This window comes from Acinetobacter brisouii (genome assembly GCF_008993995.1).
GTDB lineage: Bacteria > Pseudomonadota > Gammaproteobacteria > Pseudomonadales > Moraxellaceae > Acinetobacter > Acinetobacter brisouii_A.
In genome coordinates this window covers 1-16,317 of record NZ_BKNN01000061.1, presented here as the reverse complement: position 1 = coordinate 16,317, position 16,317 = coordinate 1, and the positions used below count along the sequence as shown (strand labels likewise).

Here is a 16,317-nt window from a genome sequence, read left to right as displayed (position 1 = left end):
TGTACACAGTGCACTGGGTTATGTATCGCCTTTTGAGTTTGAAGCAATGTACTATGATAAGATTAACCCGTTAGGTCAGGTGGCCTAACTTAAATAAAAAAGTCTCCGATAAACCCGGTACGGTTCAATATGTATTTAATGTTGGCTGATATGGGGTTTGCACAAGTAAAACCGATCATAAACAATGAAAAAATATGGGTCAGTGAATATGGTACTGTACCATTTGATGTTACAACCTTTACAGGACAAATCAGTAGCACAACCCCCAACCAGAGATAAGTCACTCCCAAGCAAAATGAAATCATCTATGATGAAAAACAAAATTCAATTGGCTTAGGTGAAACACAATTCATTCAACAAATTCAAATATCTAAACAACTCTCAGCGCCTGAAAAAAAGCAACTCATTGCAGCCAGACAAACTATTCAGGTCAATTCAGAAACAGCTTTTGCCTTTATCGCAATAGAACCTCAATGGTCTCAACCTGCTCAACAATTCGCCTCTTACATTAATGCATCGATTGCCTTTTACAATAGCGACTATAAAACTGCTGGGAAAATTTACACCGTTCTTAGTCATGTTGATGAACCTTGGATTAAAGAAACTTCACAATATATGTTGATTCGTGTCGCGATTAATCAGGCTTATCAAAGTGCAACAGATACCTATGGTGACTTCGAGATTAGCAAAGTCAATCCTGTATTGAGTAAAGCGATTACCCAACGCGTAAATGATTATTTAAAAGCTTATCCTCATGGCTTATATCGTGCCAGTGCTCAGGGTTTACTACGTCGAGGCTATTGGTTCTCAGGACAAAATGACAAGCTCATACAAGAATTGGCATGGCAGCTACATCACCCTAAAGATCCAAATTACAATCTGGATATTTTGCTTTTACCCAATGAATTAGACAATCAAGTTTTTTCAAATGAAAAGCTTGATCCAAATAATCTAAAAGACCCTTTTTTTCTCACAATTTATGATCTTATGCAAATGCGTAAACCGACTGGCGAAGATCAGCAACCCATTTCATGGGCACAATTACAGCAGCAAAAAGTCTATTTTAAACAACAATCTGAACTATTTGAATATTTAGAGGCACTGCATTTATTTTTTATCCAGAAACAACCTGCTCAGGCACTCAACTATTTACCTAACAATGATCCAAGCAAGATCAATAATTACGTCCAGCTCAGTCAAGTGGTACTCAAAGGACGTATTTTAGAAACACAAGATTCTAAAATGGCTTATTCATATTGGAATAGCATGTTAGAACGCACAAGTAATAGTAACCAATATGCGATGCTTGAAATGGCTCTTGCCATCAATATGCAGAAGAATAAAAACTATGCAGGATTTTTAGCAAAAGATAGTAAAATTAAACAGCGTAATTTGCGTAAAATTTTTATTGAGAAAATTGCGGATCAAGCCAGTTTAGAGCAAATGCTTGCATCAAAAGAAAGCAACCCTGACGAGCGTAATATTGCACTGAATACCCTGCTTGAACATGCAATTGTACAGCAAGACTACAAGACATTTATTCAAAATTTCAAATATGTCCCTCAAAATGCTGCTGAATATCAAGGATACTCCAGCAAAAACAAAGCGTATCAAGATCAGCCCCCACTTTCGATTTTTGTCTGGCAAGGCAAAAAAATTAGCCCTGAAATCCAATGTTATTCTTTACTCAGTACAGTGACCCAGTTATCTAAAGATTCTAATGATCGCCTAGCCAATATCTGTTTGGGTGAAGCAATTCGTGAAACAGGTCATTTTTTAGATATATTCACCACTGAAAATCAACCTGATATTTTGGGTAAAGTTAAAAAATCATCGAAAGGTCAGATTTTTTACCGTGGCACAGTGTACCAAAACATCATCAAAGAATCACAACCGAGCGAACTACAAGCCTACGCACTGTATCGTGCCATTCAATGTTATGCACCAGCTGGTACCAATGAGTGTGGTAACGAAGCAGTTTCAAAAGCAATCCGCAAACAGTGGTTTCAAAAGCTCAAAACTCAATATCCAAATACAACTTGGGCAAAATCTTTGAAATATTATTGGTGATGTTGTGCAAGGTATCTTGAAAACCGTATGGCTAATGCTGTTAACTCTCGCAAGTTGCTCAGTGGCACATAGTCAGGTTGAAGCTCAGCATTATCAACAATTTTGGTTATGGGGCAATATTCAAAGTCGCCCTTATTTAGCCCAAGCAAATGAGCTATATATTTTACAGGGCGAAGTTCGATTCTCTAAATCTGAACAACACAGCTTGTTGATTCCTCAAGGTATAGGCTTACGCATCTTTCCTCAGCAGCAAAAAGTCTGGTTGGTATTTCGTACAACCAGCTTAAATTGGCAATCCGATACCACTCAACAGGTTATTCAGCGTCTACAGCAATGGAAAAATTCAGGGAATCAAATCCTTGGATTACAAATTGATTTTGATAGCGGAACACGAAATCTTGGACAATATGCGGATTTTCTGGTCAAGCTTCGTCAAGAACTCCCCAAATCCTATCGATTAAGTATTACAGGTTTACTGGACTGGACTAACCATCAAGATTCACTCACCTTAAACAAACTTCAGCAGAATGTTGATGAAATTGTGCTGCAAAGTTATCAGGGACGGCATACCATTAAAAATTATGCCGAATATATACAACGCTTAAGCACACTGCCTATTCCATTTAAATTGGGGCTGGTTGAACATGGTGCATGGCAATCACCTACCGATTTAGCAGCAAACCCCAATTTTAAGGGCTATGTCATTTTTCTATTACCGAAAAAGTTTGATAAATAATGACGTTTTTCCTTGAGTTCATAGAGCTGATCTTATAAAATTCAGCCTTCGCAATTTGCGACTCAACATTTTAGTTGAGACTCCTTGCTTCTAAAAATTCATTTAGGGGCTGTCTAAACCGTAAGGAGCTGACAATGCGTCATTACGAAATCGTACTTTTAGTACACCCTGATCAAAGCGATCAAGTGGTTGGTATGGTAGAACGCTATATCTCTCACATCAAAGATGCTGAAGGTCAAATTCACCGCTTAGAAGATTGGGGCCGTCGTCAATTGGCTTACCCAATTAACAAGATTCACAAAGCACACTACATTTTGATGAATGTTGAATGTGGTCAAACGACTCTTGATGAGTTAGAAGAATTGTTCCGTTATAACGATGCAATCATTCGTAACTTGATCATCCGTCGTGAACACGCAATTACTGAAGAGTCTTTGCTTGCTAAAAGTGCTGAAGAAAAACGTGCGCGTAAAGCTCAACGTGAAGAAGCACAGCAAGTATCTCAAGAAGCTGCTGAATAAGGAGAACATCAATGGCACGTTTTTACCGTCGTCGCAAGTTCTGCCGCTTTACAGCTGAGAATGTTGCGTACATCGATTACAAAGATATCGACACTTTAAAACAGTACATCACTGAAAACGGCAAGATTGTTCCTAGCCGTATCACTGGTACTAAAGCTCGTTATCAACGTCAATTAGCGCTTGCGATCAAACAAGCTCGCTACTTGTCTTTGATTCCGTACACTGACAACCATAAGTGAGGTGATCTGTGGACGTTATCTTATTACAACGCATTAAAAACCTTGGTAAATTAGGCGACAAAGTATCAGTTAAAGCTGGTTACGGTCGTAACTTCTTGATCCCTCAAGGTAAAGCAGTTGCAGCTACTGAAGCTAACACTGCTGCTTTCGAAGCTCGTCGCGCTGAACTTGAGAAGCAAGAAGCTGAAGTATTGGCTGCTGCTCAAGCACGTGCTGATCAATTGAACGAAGTGAACATCGTGATCACTGCTAAAGCTGGTGACGAAGGCAAATTGTTCGGTTCTATCGGTACTCGTGACATCGCTGACGCTTTAACGAATGCTGGTCTTGTTGTAGACCGTGCAGAAGTTCGTTTACCAAACGGTGCGCTTCGTCACACTGGTGAATTCAACATCGCAATCCAATTGCATCATGATGTTGCTGCTGAAGTACTTGTTACTATCGTTTCTGAGTAATTTCAGTCATTCCCAAAAAGAGCATGCTTCTGCATGCTCTTTTTTTTCGCTATAGTTTTTTCTGATTCAACTATTCATTTATATTGTTTTTAAGATTATGTAGTTTTCTACTTTTGCTTTAAGATAGACGCGCAAATCTTTGTGTTTTTTATGCTTTACTCAATTTAAGGTTATTTATGTCTCAGGCGAATGCCACAGTTGCGCAACACTCTGTTTCTTCTGAAAATAAAAATACGGAGTCGTCAGGTCAGCTCAAAGAATTTCGTACACCTCCACATAACTTGGCGATTGAACAAGCCGTTTTAGCTGCACTCATGACTGTTGCTGAGTCTTTCGAACAAGTCAGTGATGTTTTAAATGAAAATGACTTTTATGCGACACGTCATAAATATATTTTTCGTGCCATTGAAAAACTGGCTCAAGAGAACTCGCCTTACGATGCAGTTTTGGTGAACGACTGGCTAGTCAAACAAAATCTGATTGATGCTGTTGGTGGTGAAGATTACCTCATGCAACTCATGTCAGACTCCCCTGCAAGTTTCTACAATCTAGAAACCTATGCCGTTAAAATTCGAGAGTTTGCAACACTACGCAGCATGATCAAGGCGAGCAATGAAATTTTGCTCAATGCCTACAATACCAATGGTCGTAGCGTTTCTGAAATTTTAGACTTAGCAGAAACCAATATTTTCTCGATTGCAGAACAGCACAATAACAACAAGAAAAATGCAGGCCCTCAACCGATTACCTCTGTGGTTTCAGACGTATTCAATAAACTCAGTGAATTATCACAACTTGAAGGCAACATCACAGGTTTAACCACTGGATTTGTTGAACTCGACAACAAAACCTCAGGAATGCAAGGCGGCGACATGATTATTGTCGCGGCACGTCCATCGATGGGTAAAACCACTTTTGCCATGAATCTGGTTGAAAGTGTCTTATTTAACTGTGATTTGCCAGCTTTAGTATTTTCTATGGAGATGCCTGCTGACTCGATTGCCATGCGTTTAATTTCATCTTATGGGAAAGTCCATCAAGGTCACTTACGTTCAGGTAAATTAGACAGTGATGAATGGTCTAAAGTGACAGGTACAATTTTACAGCTTCAAGAAAAGCATCTTTATATTGATGACTCCTCGGCACTTCCACCCACAGAATTACGTGCGCGTGCGCGCCGTGTTGCTAAACAACATGGCGGAAAACTCGGCTGTATCATGGTCGACTATTTACAGCTGATGAAAGTACCGGGCATGGGCGACAACCGTGTCGGTGAGATTGGTGAAATTTCTCGAAGCTTAAAAGCTTTAGCAAAAGAAATGGACTGTCCTGTCATTGCACTGTCTCAGTTGAACCGAAGTCTGGAAAACCGACCAAACAAACGCCCTGTAATGTCTGATTTGCGTGAATCTGGTGCAATTGAGCAAGATGCCGACTTAATCATGTTCATTTATCGTGATGAAGTCTATAACAAAGAATCCAAAGAAGCTGGTACTGCCGAAATTATTATCGGAAAACAACGTAACGGTCCGATCGGAACCGTGCGACTGGCTTTTGAAGGACAATACACGCGTTTTAGTAATCTCTCTCCTGAGTACTACAACCAATTTGATGACGACGAATAACGTCTTAAGGAGTCCAAAGTGCGTCAAGCTACCGTTACCATTAGTCGCGAAGCTCTACAACATAACTTGAATCGGGTCAAACAACTCGCGCCAGATTCAAAAATTGTCAGCATGGTAAAGGCAGATGCCTATGGTCACGGATTAGAAAACTGCTTATCTGCACTCACGCAATCGGATGCCTTTGGTGTCGCCTGCTTAGATGAAGCCATTGAAATTCGCCAATTGGGCTTTAATCAATTGGTGACACTCATCGAAGGGGTTTTTAGTGAAGATGAAATGCAAATTGCCATCGACAACAAATTTGAATGCATGCTGCACCATCAACAGCAACTCGACTGGGTGCGTCAGTACAAAACAGAATATCAGGCAAAAGGTCTAAAAGTTTGGGTCAAGCTTAACAGTGGCATGAACCGTTTAGGTTTCAAAGTTCCTGAGATCATTGAGATTATCAACACACTAAAAGCCGAAGGTTTTGAATGTGTCTTAGCGATGCACTTTGCCAATGCAGATGCTGACGACCACCCAATGAATGAACAGCAAAAACAGCAGTTTTTAGAGGTGCGTGAAGCTTGTTCACCTGTGCTTGCCTCTTGTTGTAACTCAGCTGCCATTATGAAATGGCCTGAACTTCATTTTGATTATGTTCGCCCAGGCATTATGCTGTATGGTGCAACCCCCTTTGATCATCGTCCTGTTGCTGAACTTGGGTTAAAACCTGTAATGACATTTAGCGCAGGTATCATGGCACTCAATAAAATCAGTGCAGGTGAAAAAGTGGGCTATGGCTCTAGTTTTATTGCACAAAAAGATATGGAAATTGCTATTGTTTCAATTGGTTATGGAGATGGATACCCACGCGCCTATATTCAACAAAACTATGTTGTAGTCAATGGTCATACGACTCCACTGGTTGGACGTGTCAGCATGGATATGATGGCGATTGATGTTACAGGTTTAAATGCTTGTGTTGATACGCCTGTCGAATTATGGGGTACACAGCGCCTCGTAGATGATGTTGCCAAAGCTAGCGGTACGATTGGTTATGAATTATTATGTCGTTTAACTAAACGACCTGCCCGTAAAGTGACTTAACACTTTATTGCATCAAAAAAAAGCCAAGTTATTCAACTTGGCTTTCGACTTCTTCAGCTTCAGCATCACGAAGTAAACTTAAAAACTCAGCAAGTTCTATTTCAGAAAGTTTGCATGGTTCAAATTGCTCTAACCCTTTGAGCATAAAAAAATCATGAATGTCACTTCTTTTCCGTACCAATTTCATTGACCATGCATTAAAGAAACCATCCTCTACCCAACGCGAAGGAAAATTTATAATATCATCATGTCGAACATCCCGCTGAATATGCTCAAACAGATCTAATACTGCCTGTTTATCCCCTTCCAAACATTGAAAGAAACAGCCATTGGCAAAAAATAAAGCGCCTCGAATCTGATTCACACGATTAAAATACAAAGCTTCCGATAAGATCTCCCGCAGGTCAAACATCAGTTGTTCAGCGCTGGTGGTCGCTTTACTGGTATAACATAACTGAAATATTATCTTCTATCTTATGAATATATGAATTAACAATACTATAGCAAATAGTCTTCACTTGGTTTAGGAATTTCATGCAATCCTCGACGTAATGTTTCAGACCATTGCTTGCTAATCTTTTGATAATAGGGATCATCTTGAGTAATACGTTTACCATGTGGAATTTTCAAGCTATTAACACGATAAACCAAAACATCCAGTGGCATACCCACTGAAACATTAGAGCGCAAGGTCGAATCAAAGGAGATCAAACTACAACGAACCGCTTCATCAAGCGGCATATCATAGGTCAATGCACGATCTAAAATAGGTTTCCCATATTTACTTTCACCAATTTGGAAAAATGGCGTATCTTTAGTCGCGCAAATAAAATTGCCTTGCGGATAAATATTATAGAGCTGTAATTCAGCATCACCAATTTGCCCGCCAACCAACAGGCTACAATAATAATTACTCTGCTCAAGTGTATCTTCTGTGACATCCTGAATCACTTTTCGTAAAGTTCGTCCAACCAATTGTGCAACTTCAAACATGGTATTGACTGTGTACAAATTAGGCTCTTGTTTTAAAGCAATCTGATTACGCAAATGCCCAATGACTGCCTGCGTTGTTGCCAGATTTCCTGCTGTTTGAATTGCGATAAAACGCTCTTGATGTACACCAAAGGTATAAAGTTTACGAAATACTGAAATCTGATCTACACCCGCATTGGTACGGGTATCACTAATAAAAACCAATCCATCTTTTAAACGTAAAGCACAACAATAGGTCATTCAAACTTCCTTCGTTCAACTAGCATGGTAAAACCTGCACGACTGAATGCATGGTTTCAACACCGCCACGCTCCCGTATTCCACGTACAGGAGCAACATCATAATAATCTCGACCAATTGCAACATAAATATGTGAATGTGGTGTAAATATCTGATTACTAATATCAAAACAATACCACATTTTCTCTAAATACACTTCAACCCAAGCATGACTTGCTAAATGCAACAGATTTGGCGCATACAAATAACCTGAAACATAACGTGCAGGCACACCTAAACCACGACACATTGCAATAAAAACATGACTATGATCTTGGCATACACCACCTAACTGATGTGCCTTAAATACATCAATCGCTGCGGTATGTACTTCCGTTACCTGAGGTTGATAAGGAATATAATTCAAAACTGCTGCCGCCAAATTTTGAAATTCAGCACGAGTCATGTGTTTAACATAGTCATGTGCAAATGCCAACATTTCCCGATTACACATTGTCATTGCGGTTGGTTGTAAAAAGATACTGGGATGAAGTGCACTTTTTTGCATTGCAACTTCACAATGAGGGTCAATCTCAACAATCCCTTGCACCATAATCGTTAACTGCTGGTAAGGATAACGCTGAGTACTGGTCACCCAAAAGTTATCAAAAGCATCTTTTTGTGTGGTGTATTGTCCAGGAATACTGAAATCCCATGAATGTACGCGCTGATGCCCATCGGTTTGTGGCATCATTTTTATATACTGAATGCTATTACTGGCAGTTTCTGAATATTGGTAATGGGTCTGATGATTGACCATCAATTTCATACGGCAACTCCTAAACTCTGTTGTAACTGGGTATTTAATCCATGAAAAGTACTGAGTTCAGGCTGCTGTTTGAATGCTTGCCATGCTTCTAGAAAAGATGTGCAGGCATAACTCTGTAATGCTTTAGCAATAATCTCCAATTGATTAATTACATCAGTTGGATCTTGCTGCATTCTCAATGCCTGATCTAAATCCTCAATGTATTTACCTAAACTAAAAAATAAAAACACATCATGGGATTCACTTTCTAGTACAGCTTCAACATCACTAATGACTTGGCAAATCGAGCTTGCACTGCCTTTGGCATATTTAAACATTGCATTCAACTCGGCATAACTCTGCGCAGAGAGTACACCTCGAAGTGCTTGTACATTGTCATATGCCATTTGAAATTGCTGATTAAAAGATGCTGGTTGTTCAGGGTCTAATAATAATGCGGTTAATGAAGCGGCATCATAAGCAGGCAAATACAGCGCCGAAATCAGTTGCTGAGCATGTTGATCATCTTCTAAAGGTAAGTACTGACACAAAAAATGAATCCGTGCCAAATAACGCCCTAACCAAAAAATATTATATGCATTTGAAGTCAACAGTAGCATAGTGTTCTCCTTATGCATGCAATGTTTCAATAACCCATGTATCTTTAATTCCACCACCTTGTGAGGAATTGACGACCAGCGAGCCTTCTTTCATTGCCACACGAGTTAAGCCACCGGGTACGATTTCTGTTCGATGCGGAGAGCTTAAAACAAATGGTCGTAAATCAATATGGCGCTCTGCTACCCCTTTATCGGTCAGCGTTGGTGCAACAGACAAATCAAGCGTTGGTTGGGCAATATATAAATGCGGATGAGCAATGACTTTTTTTTTGAATTCAGCAATTTGTTTTTCTGTTGCTTGAGGACCAATCAACATGCCATAGCCACCCGAACCCTGTGCTTCCTTCACAACAAGATTATGTATATTTTCAACAACATAGTCTAAATCATAATGATTTCGACATTGATAAGTTGGAACATTTTTTAAAATTGGCTGCTCATTTAAATAATATTCAATCATTTTATCAACATACGGATAAATTGATTTATCATCAGCAACCCCTGTTCCTGGTGCATTGGCAATAATCACATTTTGTTTGAGATATGCCGACATCAACCCTGCAACGCCAAGACAACTGTCAGGACGGAAACTTAGAGGGTCTAGGAATGCATCATCTAAACGGCGATAAATAACATCAACACGTTGTTTACCTCGAATGGTTTTAGCATAAACCATATCATTTTCAACAAATAGGTCTTGTCCAGTGACCAAAGCAACATCCATTTCACGTGCCAAGAATGCATGTTCATAATAAGCACTATTGAAACGACCAGGACTCAACACCACTACAGTGGGTCGATCCACAAGTGTATTTTCTTCTAAAATAGCGCGCAATAATTGCGGATATTGTTCTATTTCATAGAGTTTACTTTTTTGGCACAAATCAGGCATCAGTTTTTTACTGATTTTTCGGCTTTCCAACATGTACGACACACCAGAAGGTGTACGTAAATTATCTTCTAAAACAAAGAATTCTCCAGAACGATCCCGAATAATATCAATTCCGCTAATTTGCGAATAAATATTGCCTTTCAATTTAAAATTCAGCATTTGTGGCTGAAAAGCTTCATGACTTAATACCTGTACTTCAGGCACAATGCCACTTTTTAAAATTTCCTGACGGTTATAAATATCATCAAGAAAATAATTGAGCGCATGTACACGCTGTGCACAACCAGCTGCGATTTTATCCCACTGTTTTTTGGCAATCACGCGTGGAATCAGATCATAAGGAATGGTTCGTTCTGTACCTTCAGCATCACCATATACTGTAAAAGTAATACCATGATATAAAAAGAATTCTTTCGCTTCTTGGTTTAAGACTTTTAACTCAGCAAGACTCCGTTCAAATAGCCATTTTTCAATATTTTGACTGGCTTCTGCCGACATATGTCGATCATCCAACATTTCATTAAAAAATTTGGAACGAAGTTGTTGAAAGTTCACACCCTGCGGGCTTTTGGGTTCGACATGCTGTGGGTCTCGTGGGCTATAACCTACTCCTGTAACAACACTTTCCATCATATTTAAAGGTTCTTTATTATCTTTTAGCATATCAACCTCTCATCTTTATAAGGCTTATTTTTTGACTTGCAAAATTAGTGCCATACCACAATAACGGATTTTTACTTCAATTTTTTGTATCGTTTAAGATTTATTATTGATATCTATTTTGTAAAAGACTAGTGTATAGTCATCTTTTTCGTTTCGAGTTATTTTTAAAATAACTTTGTTCTCTATTAGCCTATCTATTTCCAAAGTTACTCATGTCTGTACAAGAAAAAGAAACCTCGAACAGCCTGCATCGGCAGTGGCAAATCTTATCGCGCCTGACAACAGGGAAATGGACAGGCACTCGCCAGTTGCAGGAAACCCTACAACGTGAAGGAATTGATATTAGTTTACGAACAATTCAGCGTGATCTAAATCAAATTGCTCAACGCTTTCCCATTGAAAGTAATAAAGAAGTTCCTCAAGGCTGGCGTTGGCGCTCCGATGCACCAATTCAAAGCTTACCACATATGACCAGCTCGCAAGCGGTGACTTTTATGATGGTTGAGGAGCATTTAAAACATTTATTGCCGCCTAGCTTAATCAATGAAATGATGCCGTGGTTTGACCTTGCTCGACGTAGTTTATCGGAGCAAAATAATGTTCGCCAATGGGTCAATCGTGTACGGATTGTTCCTGCTAGCCAGCCACTGATTCCGCCAACCATTGATCAGCAAGCGCAGCAAGTGATTTATGAAGGTCTATTACAAGATAAGCAAATCGAATGCATTTATCAGGGGCGTGAACGCGAAGAAAAAAGTTACCTGCTGAATCCATTAGGACTGGTTCAAAAAGGTGCAATTATTTATTTAATTTGTACCCGTCATGATCGTCAAGATATTCAAACCTTTGCTTTGCACCGTTTTAAGTCAGCAAATTTGTCAACGAATCGTGCAATGCACCCCGTTGATTTTAATATTGACCAGTATATTGAGTCAGGTGCTTTAGGTTTCCGTATTGATCTGCATAAACCTACTGAATTGGTGCAACTACAACTCACCATGCACGAATCAGATGCTAAAACCTTTTATGAATCACAACTGAGTAAAGACCAAAGCATTCAAGACATAGGTGAACAATTGGTTCTTGTTCAAGCGACTGTTCCACTGACCTCACAATTGGTTTGGTGGTTACGCAGCTTTGGGCAGAAAATTCGCCATATTGAACCTGCCCAAGTTGCAGCTTATGTTAATGAGGCAATCTAGGCTTTTCTTGTTCAGCCTCATCAATAAATGCATAGCGCTTGAAAGTTAACTCAGTCCATTGAGCAGCGATCGGCGCTTGTAAAAATTCATCTAATACCTGCCCAACCACTTCTTCGATCTCATCTCCTTCTTGCAACATGTCATTGCCTTCATCTTCAAGCACTTCATCGTCCGTTGTCATATAGCGACACTGCAATGTTCCTTGCTGATAATGTTCAAAGAAGTAGCTATTGGCTAAATCAAACAATACAAATTGAACAATTTCTTCATCAACTTCAGAAATATCAAAAGATTGACCTACATGATAGACAATCAGGCAACCTGCGGAATTGGTATAAACATCGATTGTGTCTTCATCACGCTCTAAATCAGCTGCCTGATCAAAATCGACCTCGCCCAAATATTGAAGCCTTGTCCCAAACAAGGCTTCTAAATCTTGTGATGTTGTAATCACTTTTTTTACAATACAGCCCGCAATATTCATCGTGATAACACCTTTGATTTTAAAAATTTCAGCAGTTTATTCTACGGAATTAAAGTGGACTAATGACTGCAACAATATGTTGAAAAACATAAGGATCAGATAATAATTGAAATTTTTCATCATCTAGATAAGTAACAGCGATATGATAGTTCTCACCTGCAAATGCCTTGATCGAAGATAAATCTTTCCAGTAGGTTGCTAAGAAAAAATGCTCCCAATCCCCTTGAGTTTCACGGCGAACAAATGCGCCTAAATTCCCTTTAATGCTTTCTGAATGCAACACACCTGTTTGTTGTAAATGCTCGGAAAATCCATCTGCATGCTGTCGTGGTACACATCCATGCCATGTTCTTACGATCATTTTGACTCCAGTTCATGTGTAAAACATACAGTATAAAGGGATTTATGTTTTTAGATAGAGCGAATAAAAAATAAGCCTATTATTCATCGCTGAGAATAGGCTAGTCTGATCTGAACGCTATTTTTATTATGATCTGTTATTTTTATTTAGGAAGAACAACACGCATCTGATCAGCTTAAGCATGCCAATTCACCACGGTTATATCGAATATGCTTGAAGGTCATGGCTTTTTCTCATTGTTGATGTGATGTATTCACTATATGAAGATTTTCACTGTCTGAGAAATAAATAGATTGCATGAGCTTTTAAGTAAAAATGCTTAATTTATTTTCTACTAAGCTTTTGAAGCAACATAAAAAAGCCCGATACAATGATCGGGCTTTTCATTTCTAAACTTGAGTTAAGCTGATTTACGCATCGCATTATTTTTACGAATTGTAATCATGATCAACTGAACTGCCGCAGGCGTCACACCTGGAATACGCGTTGCTTGTGCCAATGTTTCAGGCAGAACGGTTTTCAATTTTTGGGTAATTTCACGAGATAACCCTGAAACCACATCATAGTCAAAATCTGCTGGAATTTTGGTTTCTTCAAGACGTTTTAACTGTGCGACATCTTCATGCTGACGGTTGATATAACCTTCATATTTCACAGCAATTTCAATTTGTTCGCCAACTTGTTGCGACACTTCAGAACCCGTTAATTCTGCAATTTGCTCAAAACTGATATTTGGACGTTTCAACAGATCAATCGCACTACATTCTTTGCTGAGATCTGCACCTGTCATTTCAACGAATTTTTTACCCATCGGGTTATTTGGCGCAGCCCACAAGTGTTGTAAACGTGAGGTTTCTTGCTCAACGGCTTCCATTTTTTCACAGTAAGCCGCCCAACGGGTATCATCCACCAAACCAAGCTCACGACCAATTGCAGTTAAACGTTGATCTGCATTGTCTTCACGCAGCATTAAGCGATATTCGGCACGTGACGTGAACATACGGTACGGTTCTTTTGTCCCTAACGTAATTAAATCGTCAACCAATACGCCCATGTAAGCTTGATCACGTTTTGGTGTCCATTCTTCTTGTTCCCACGCACGACGTGCAGCGTTTAAACCTGCAAGTAAACCTTGTGCGCCTGCTTCTTCATAGCCTGTCGTACCGTTGATTTGACCTGCAAAATACAAACCATTAATCGCTTTGGTTTCAAGGGTAAATTTCAGACCTTGCGGGTTGAAATAGTCATATTCAATCGCATAACCAGGACGTAAAATATGGGCATTTTCCATCCCGCGAATTGAACGAACCAACTCAAATTGCACATCAAATGGTAAAGACGTTGAAATACCATTTGGATAAAGCTCATGTGTATCTAAACCTTCAGGCTCCAAGAATACCTGATGTGAGTCTTTATCGGCAAAACGATGGATTTTATCTTCAATCGAAGGGCAGTAACGCGGGCCAACCCCTTCAATCACACCTGTATACATTGGCGAACGATCTAAACCGCCACGAATAATGTCGTGGGTTTTTTCATTGGTATGCGTAATATAGCAATTGACTTGTTCTGGGTGCATCGACACATCACCCATAAATGACATCACTGGTGATGGAAAATCACCTGGTTGTGGTGTCATCACCGAGAAATCAACTGAACGCGCATCAATACGTGGTGGTGTCCCTGTTTTTAAACGACCCACTGGCAATTTAAGTTCACGTAAACGGTGCGCTAAAGCAATTGATGGCGGGTCACCTGCACGACCACCGCTCGATTTTTCTAAGCCAACGTGAATCACACCACCTAAGAATGTTCCTGTGGTGAGTACAACCGTTTTTGCATCAAAACGGATACCCATTTGGGTCACGACACCTTTAACGGTATCACCATCAACAATCAAATCATCAGCAGCTTGCTGAAAAATATCCAAATTGGCTTGATTTTCCAAAGTTTCACGAATCGCTGCTTTATAGCGAACACGGTCAGCCTGCGCACGTGTCGCACGAACTGCTGCACCTTTGCGTGAATTCAAGATACGGAACTGAATCCCACCTTTATCCGCAGCAAGCGCCATTGCACCACCGAGTGCATCAATTTCGCGCACCAAATGCGACTTACCGATCCCACCAATCGCAGGATTACAGCTCATCTGCCCTAAAGTCTCAATATTATGAGTTAATAGTAATGTCTGTCGGCCCATACGTGCAGCCGCAAGCGCAGCCTCTGTGCCAGCATGACCACCACCAATAACGATGACATCGTAAACTTTAGGATAATGCATAATCTTTGTGTCAAAACTAAAAAAAAGACAGAACATTATAGCAAAGAAAGCCGTAAAGATACCAAAAACTTATGCTTTATCACTCAAAGCTGCTGGTTCGATAACACCACCATACAAAACCCATCTACTACTTGCAGACAAATCAAAAAAATTCACAAACTTATGCGTATTGTTACTAAACAGGCAAAGACGAATTTTGATTATTTTTTATACTCTTTAAGGTGCTTTAAAACAATACCGATGAATCTGAGGACTATTGCATATGAACAAAACCATCTTTTCAGCAGCACTTTGTTTAGGATTGTCACTCGGCTGCGTTTCTCTTGCTCAAGCCAATGACAAAGTCGAAAAAATTTATAACAGCAAAATGATTCAACAAGTATGTAAAGGAAAACATACAGGTGATACAACTTCATTTGCCGCACGAGGGATTATTTGGAATGGAACATGTGAAATGCAATTCATTCCGATGCATAGCAACATGATTCAGGGGAATGAAAATGAATTATTGGACACCTGTCAGCAAGACCCACACCGTAAAATGGCAACAATTAATGGTCATGAAATGAAAGGAAAATGTGCGCTTGCATTTACACCACCCCGTCCAATGCAATAAAGACTCACTACCCAAAACAGGTCAAAGCCGCGCTTGACCTGTTTTTTTTTATTTTTCCCAATCAAAAAATAAAAAAGTGTAGACCACAGCGAAAGCTCTTTCATGATGATATTTAGGTTTTCTTTCACTCAAAGCTCAATAAAACACTTATTTCAAGAAAACTTAAAAGTCACCACGACATTGTCGTAGCCTATTTTCTTCAAATTTAGTGATTACCATCATTATTATTAAGCCACATTAATATATCATTTAATTAACACGATAAAACTGGCAAGATTTATGCATTAAAAAACATATAATTCAGATTAAAAAAATATTAATTCCGATTCAATTAATCGGGTTATTTAGCATATTTCCGACTATTTTAGTTATATTTAAATTCATAAAATACAACTAAAATAGTCGGATTTTTTAGTTTAAAAAATCAACAATTTAAACTT

At 39.3% G+C, this 16,317-nt stretch carries 17 protein-coding genes; 9 read left to right on the top strand and 8 right to left on the bottom strand.

Features of this window, described 5'->3' with window-relative positions; genetic code table 11:
• Positions 1-615 precede the first annotated feature (615 nt).
• The 7 genes from GBN19_RS12595 to alr all read left to right on the top strand — a co-directional run bounded on the left by GBN19_RS12595 (position 616) and on the right by alr (position 6,738).
• Positions 616-2,070 (top strand): hypothetical protein, encoded by a 1,455-nt coding sequence (locus GBN19_RS12595; protein WP_228271268.1) that lies wholly within the window; start codon positions 616-618, stop codon positions 2,068-2,070.
• A gap of 34 nt (positions 2,071-2,104) precedes the next feature.
• Complete coding sequence (locus tag GBN19_RS12590) at positions 2,105-2,806, top strand: DUF3142 domain-containing protein (protein ID WP_151709566.1); 702 nt, start codon at positions 2,105-2,107, stop codon at positions 2,804-2,806.
• A 134-nt stretch (positions 2,807-2,940) separates the two neighbouring features.
• Positions 2,941-3,327: a 30S ribosomal protein S6 gene (rpsF, locus tag GBN19_RS12585; RefSeq protein ID WP_004753077.1), complete on the top strand. Its 387-nt coding sequence runs from the start codon at positions 2,941-2,943 to the stop codon at positions 3,325-3,327.
• Positions 3,328-3,338: 11 nt separating this feature from the next.
• Positions 3,339-3,566: a 30S ribosomal protein S18 gene (gene rpsR / locus GBN19_RS12580; protein ID WP_000090661.1), complete on the top strand. Its 228-nt coding sequence runs from the start codon at positions 3,339-3,341 to the stop codon at positions 3,564-3,566.
• 8 nt (positions 3,567-3,574) lie between these two features.
• Positions 3,575-4,021, top strand: a complete 447-nt coding sequence (rplI, locus tag GBN19_RS12575) for a 50S ribosomal protein L9 (protein ID WP_151709531.1) — start codon at positions 3,575-3,577, stop codon at positions 4,019-4,021.
• A 176-nt stretch (positions 4,022-4,197) separates the two neighbouring features.
• A complete protein-coding gene (gene dnaB, locus GBN19_RS12570; RefSeq protein WP_151709532.1) occupies positions 4,198-5,646 on the top strand; it encodes a replicative DNA helicase in 1,449 nt (482 codons plus the stop codon).
• A gap of 18 nt (positions 5,647-5,664) precedes the next feature.
• Positions 5,665-6,738 (top strand): alanine racemase, encoded by a 1,074-nt coding sequence (alr, locus tag GBN19_RS12565; RefSeq protein ID WP_151778389.1) that lies wholly within the window; start codon positions 5,665-5,667, stop codon positions 6,736-6,738.
• Between the two features lie 28 nt (positions 6,739-6,766).
• On the opposite strand, the gene GBN19_RS12560 is transcribed toward alr, so the two are convergent.
• The 5 genes from GBN19_RS12560 to GBN19_RS12540 are packed head-to-tail and all read right to left on the bottom strand — an operon-like array spanning position 6,767 to position 10,933.
• The gene (locus GBN19_RS12560; RefSeq protein ID WP_228271269.1) at positions 6,767-7,201 is read right to left on the bottom strand and encodes a BLUF domain-containing protein; all 435 of its coding nucleotides are present in this window, start codon (positions 7,199-7,201) and stop codon (positions 6,767-6,769) included.
• A 35-nt stretch (positions 7,202-7,236) separates the two neighbouring features.
• A complete protein-coding gene (locus GBN19_RS12555) occupies positions 7,237-7,971 on the bottom strand; it encodes a proteasome-type protease (RefSeq protein WP_151709535.1) in 735 nt (244 codons plus the stop codon).
• 19 nt (positions 7,972-7,990) lie between these two features.
• The gene (locus GBN19_RS12550; RefSeq protein ID WP_151778387.1) at positions 7,991-8,779 is read right to left on the bottom strand and encodes a transglutaminase family protein; all 789 of its coding nucleotides are present in this window, start codon (positions 8,777-8,779) and stop codon (positions 7,991-7,993) included.
• Complete coding sequence (locus GBN19_RS12545) at positions 8,776-9,378, bottom strand: alpha-E domain-containing protein (protein ID WP_151778386.1); 603 nt, start codon at positions 9,376-9,378, stop codon at positions 8,776-8,778. The genes GBN19_RS12550 and GBN19_RS12545 overlap by 4 nt, the downstream gene beginning before the upstream one ends.
• Positions 9,379-9,388: 10 nt before the next feature.
• A complete protein-coding gene (locus tag GBN19_RS12540; protein ID WP_151778385.1) occupies positions 9,389-10,933 on the bottom strand; it encodes a circularly permuted type 2 ATP-grasp protein in 1,545 nt (514 codons plus the stop codon).
• Positions 10,934-11,145: 212 nt separating this feature from the next.
• Here GBN19_RS12540 and GBN19_RS12535 point away from each other — a divergent pair, with 212 nt between their 5' ends.
• Positions 11,146-12,135 (top strand): helix-turn-helix transcriptional regulator, encoded by a 990-nt coding sequence (locus GBN19_RS12535; RefSeq protein ID WP_151709539.1) that lies wholly within the window; start codon positions 11,146-11,148, stop codon positions 12,133-12,135.
• Here the strand turns inward: GBN19_RS12535 and GBN19_RS12530 are convergent.
• The 3 genes from GBN19_RS12530 to mnmG all read right to left on the bottom strand — a co-directional run bounded on the left by GBN19_RS12530 (position 12,119) and on the right by mnmG (position 15,261).
• Positions 12,119-12,619 (bottom strand): hypothetical protein, encoded by a 501-nt coding sequence (locus GBN19_RS12530; RefSeq protein ID WP_228271266.1) that lies wholly within the window; start codon positions 12,617-12,619, stop codon positions 12,119-12,121. The genes GBN19_RS12535 and GBN19_RS12530 overlap by 17 nt on opposite strands.
• A gap of 49 nt (positions 12,620-12,668) precedes the next feature.
• A complete protein-coding gene (locus GBN19_RS12525) occupies positions 12,669-12,980 on the bottom strand; it encodes a hypothetical protein (RefSeq protein ID WP_151778383.1) in 312 nt (103 codons plus the stop codon).
• Positions 12,981-13,380: 400 nt separating this feature from the next.
• Complete coding sequence (mnmG, locus tag GBN19_RS12520) at positions 13,381-15,261, bottom strand: tRNA uridine-5-carboxymethylaminomethyl(34) synthesis enzyme MnmG (protein ID WP_151709542.1); 1,881 nt, start codon at positions 15,259-15,261, stop codon at positions 13,381-13,383.
• Positions 15,262-15,523: 262 nt separating this feature from the next.
• On the opposite strand from mnmG, the gene GBN19_RS12515 reads away from it, so the two are divergent.
• A complete protein-coding gene (locus GBN19_RS12515) occupies positions 15,524-15,877 on the top strand; it encodes a hypothetical protein (RefSeq protein WP_151778382.1) in 354 nt (117 codons plus the stop codon).
• The last annotated feature ends 440 nt before the right edge of the window (positions 15,878-16,317 follow it).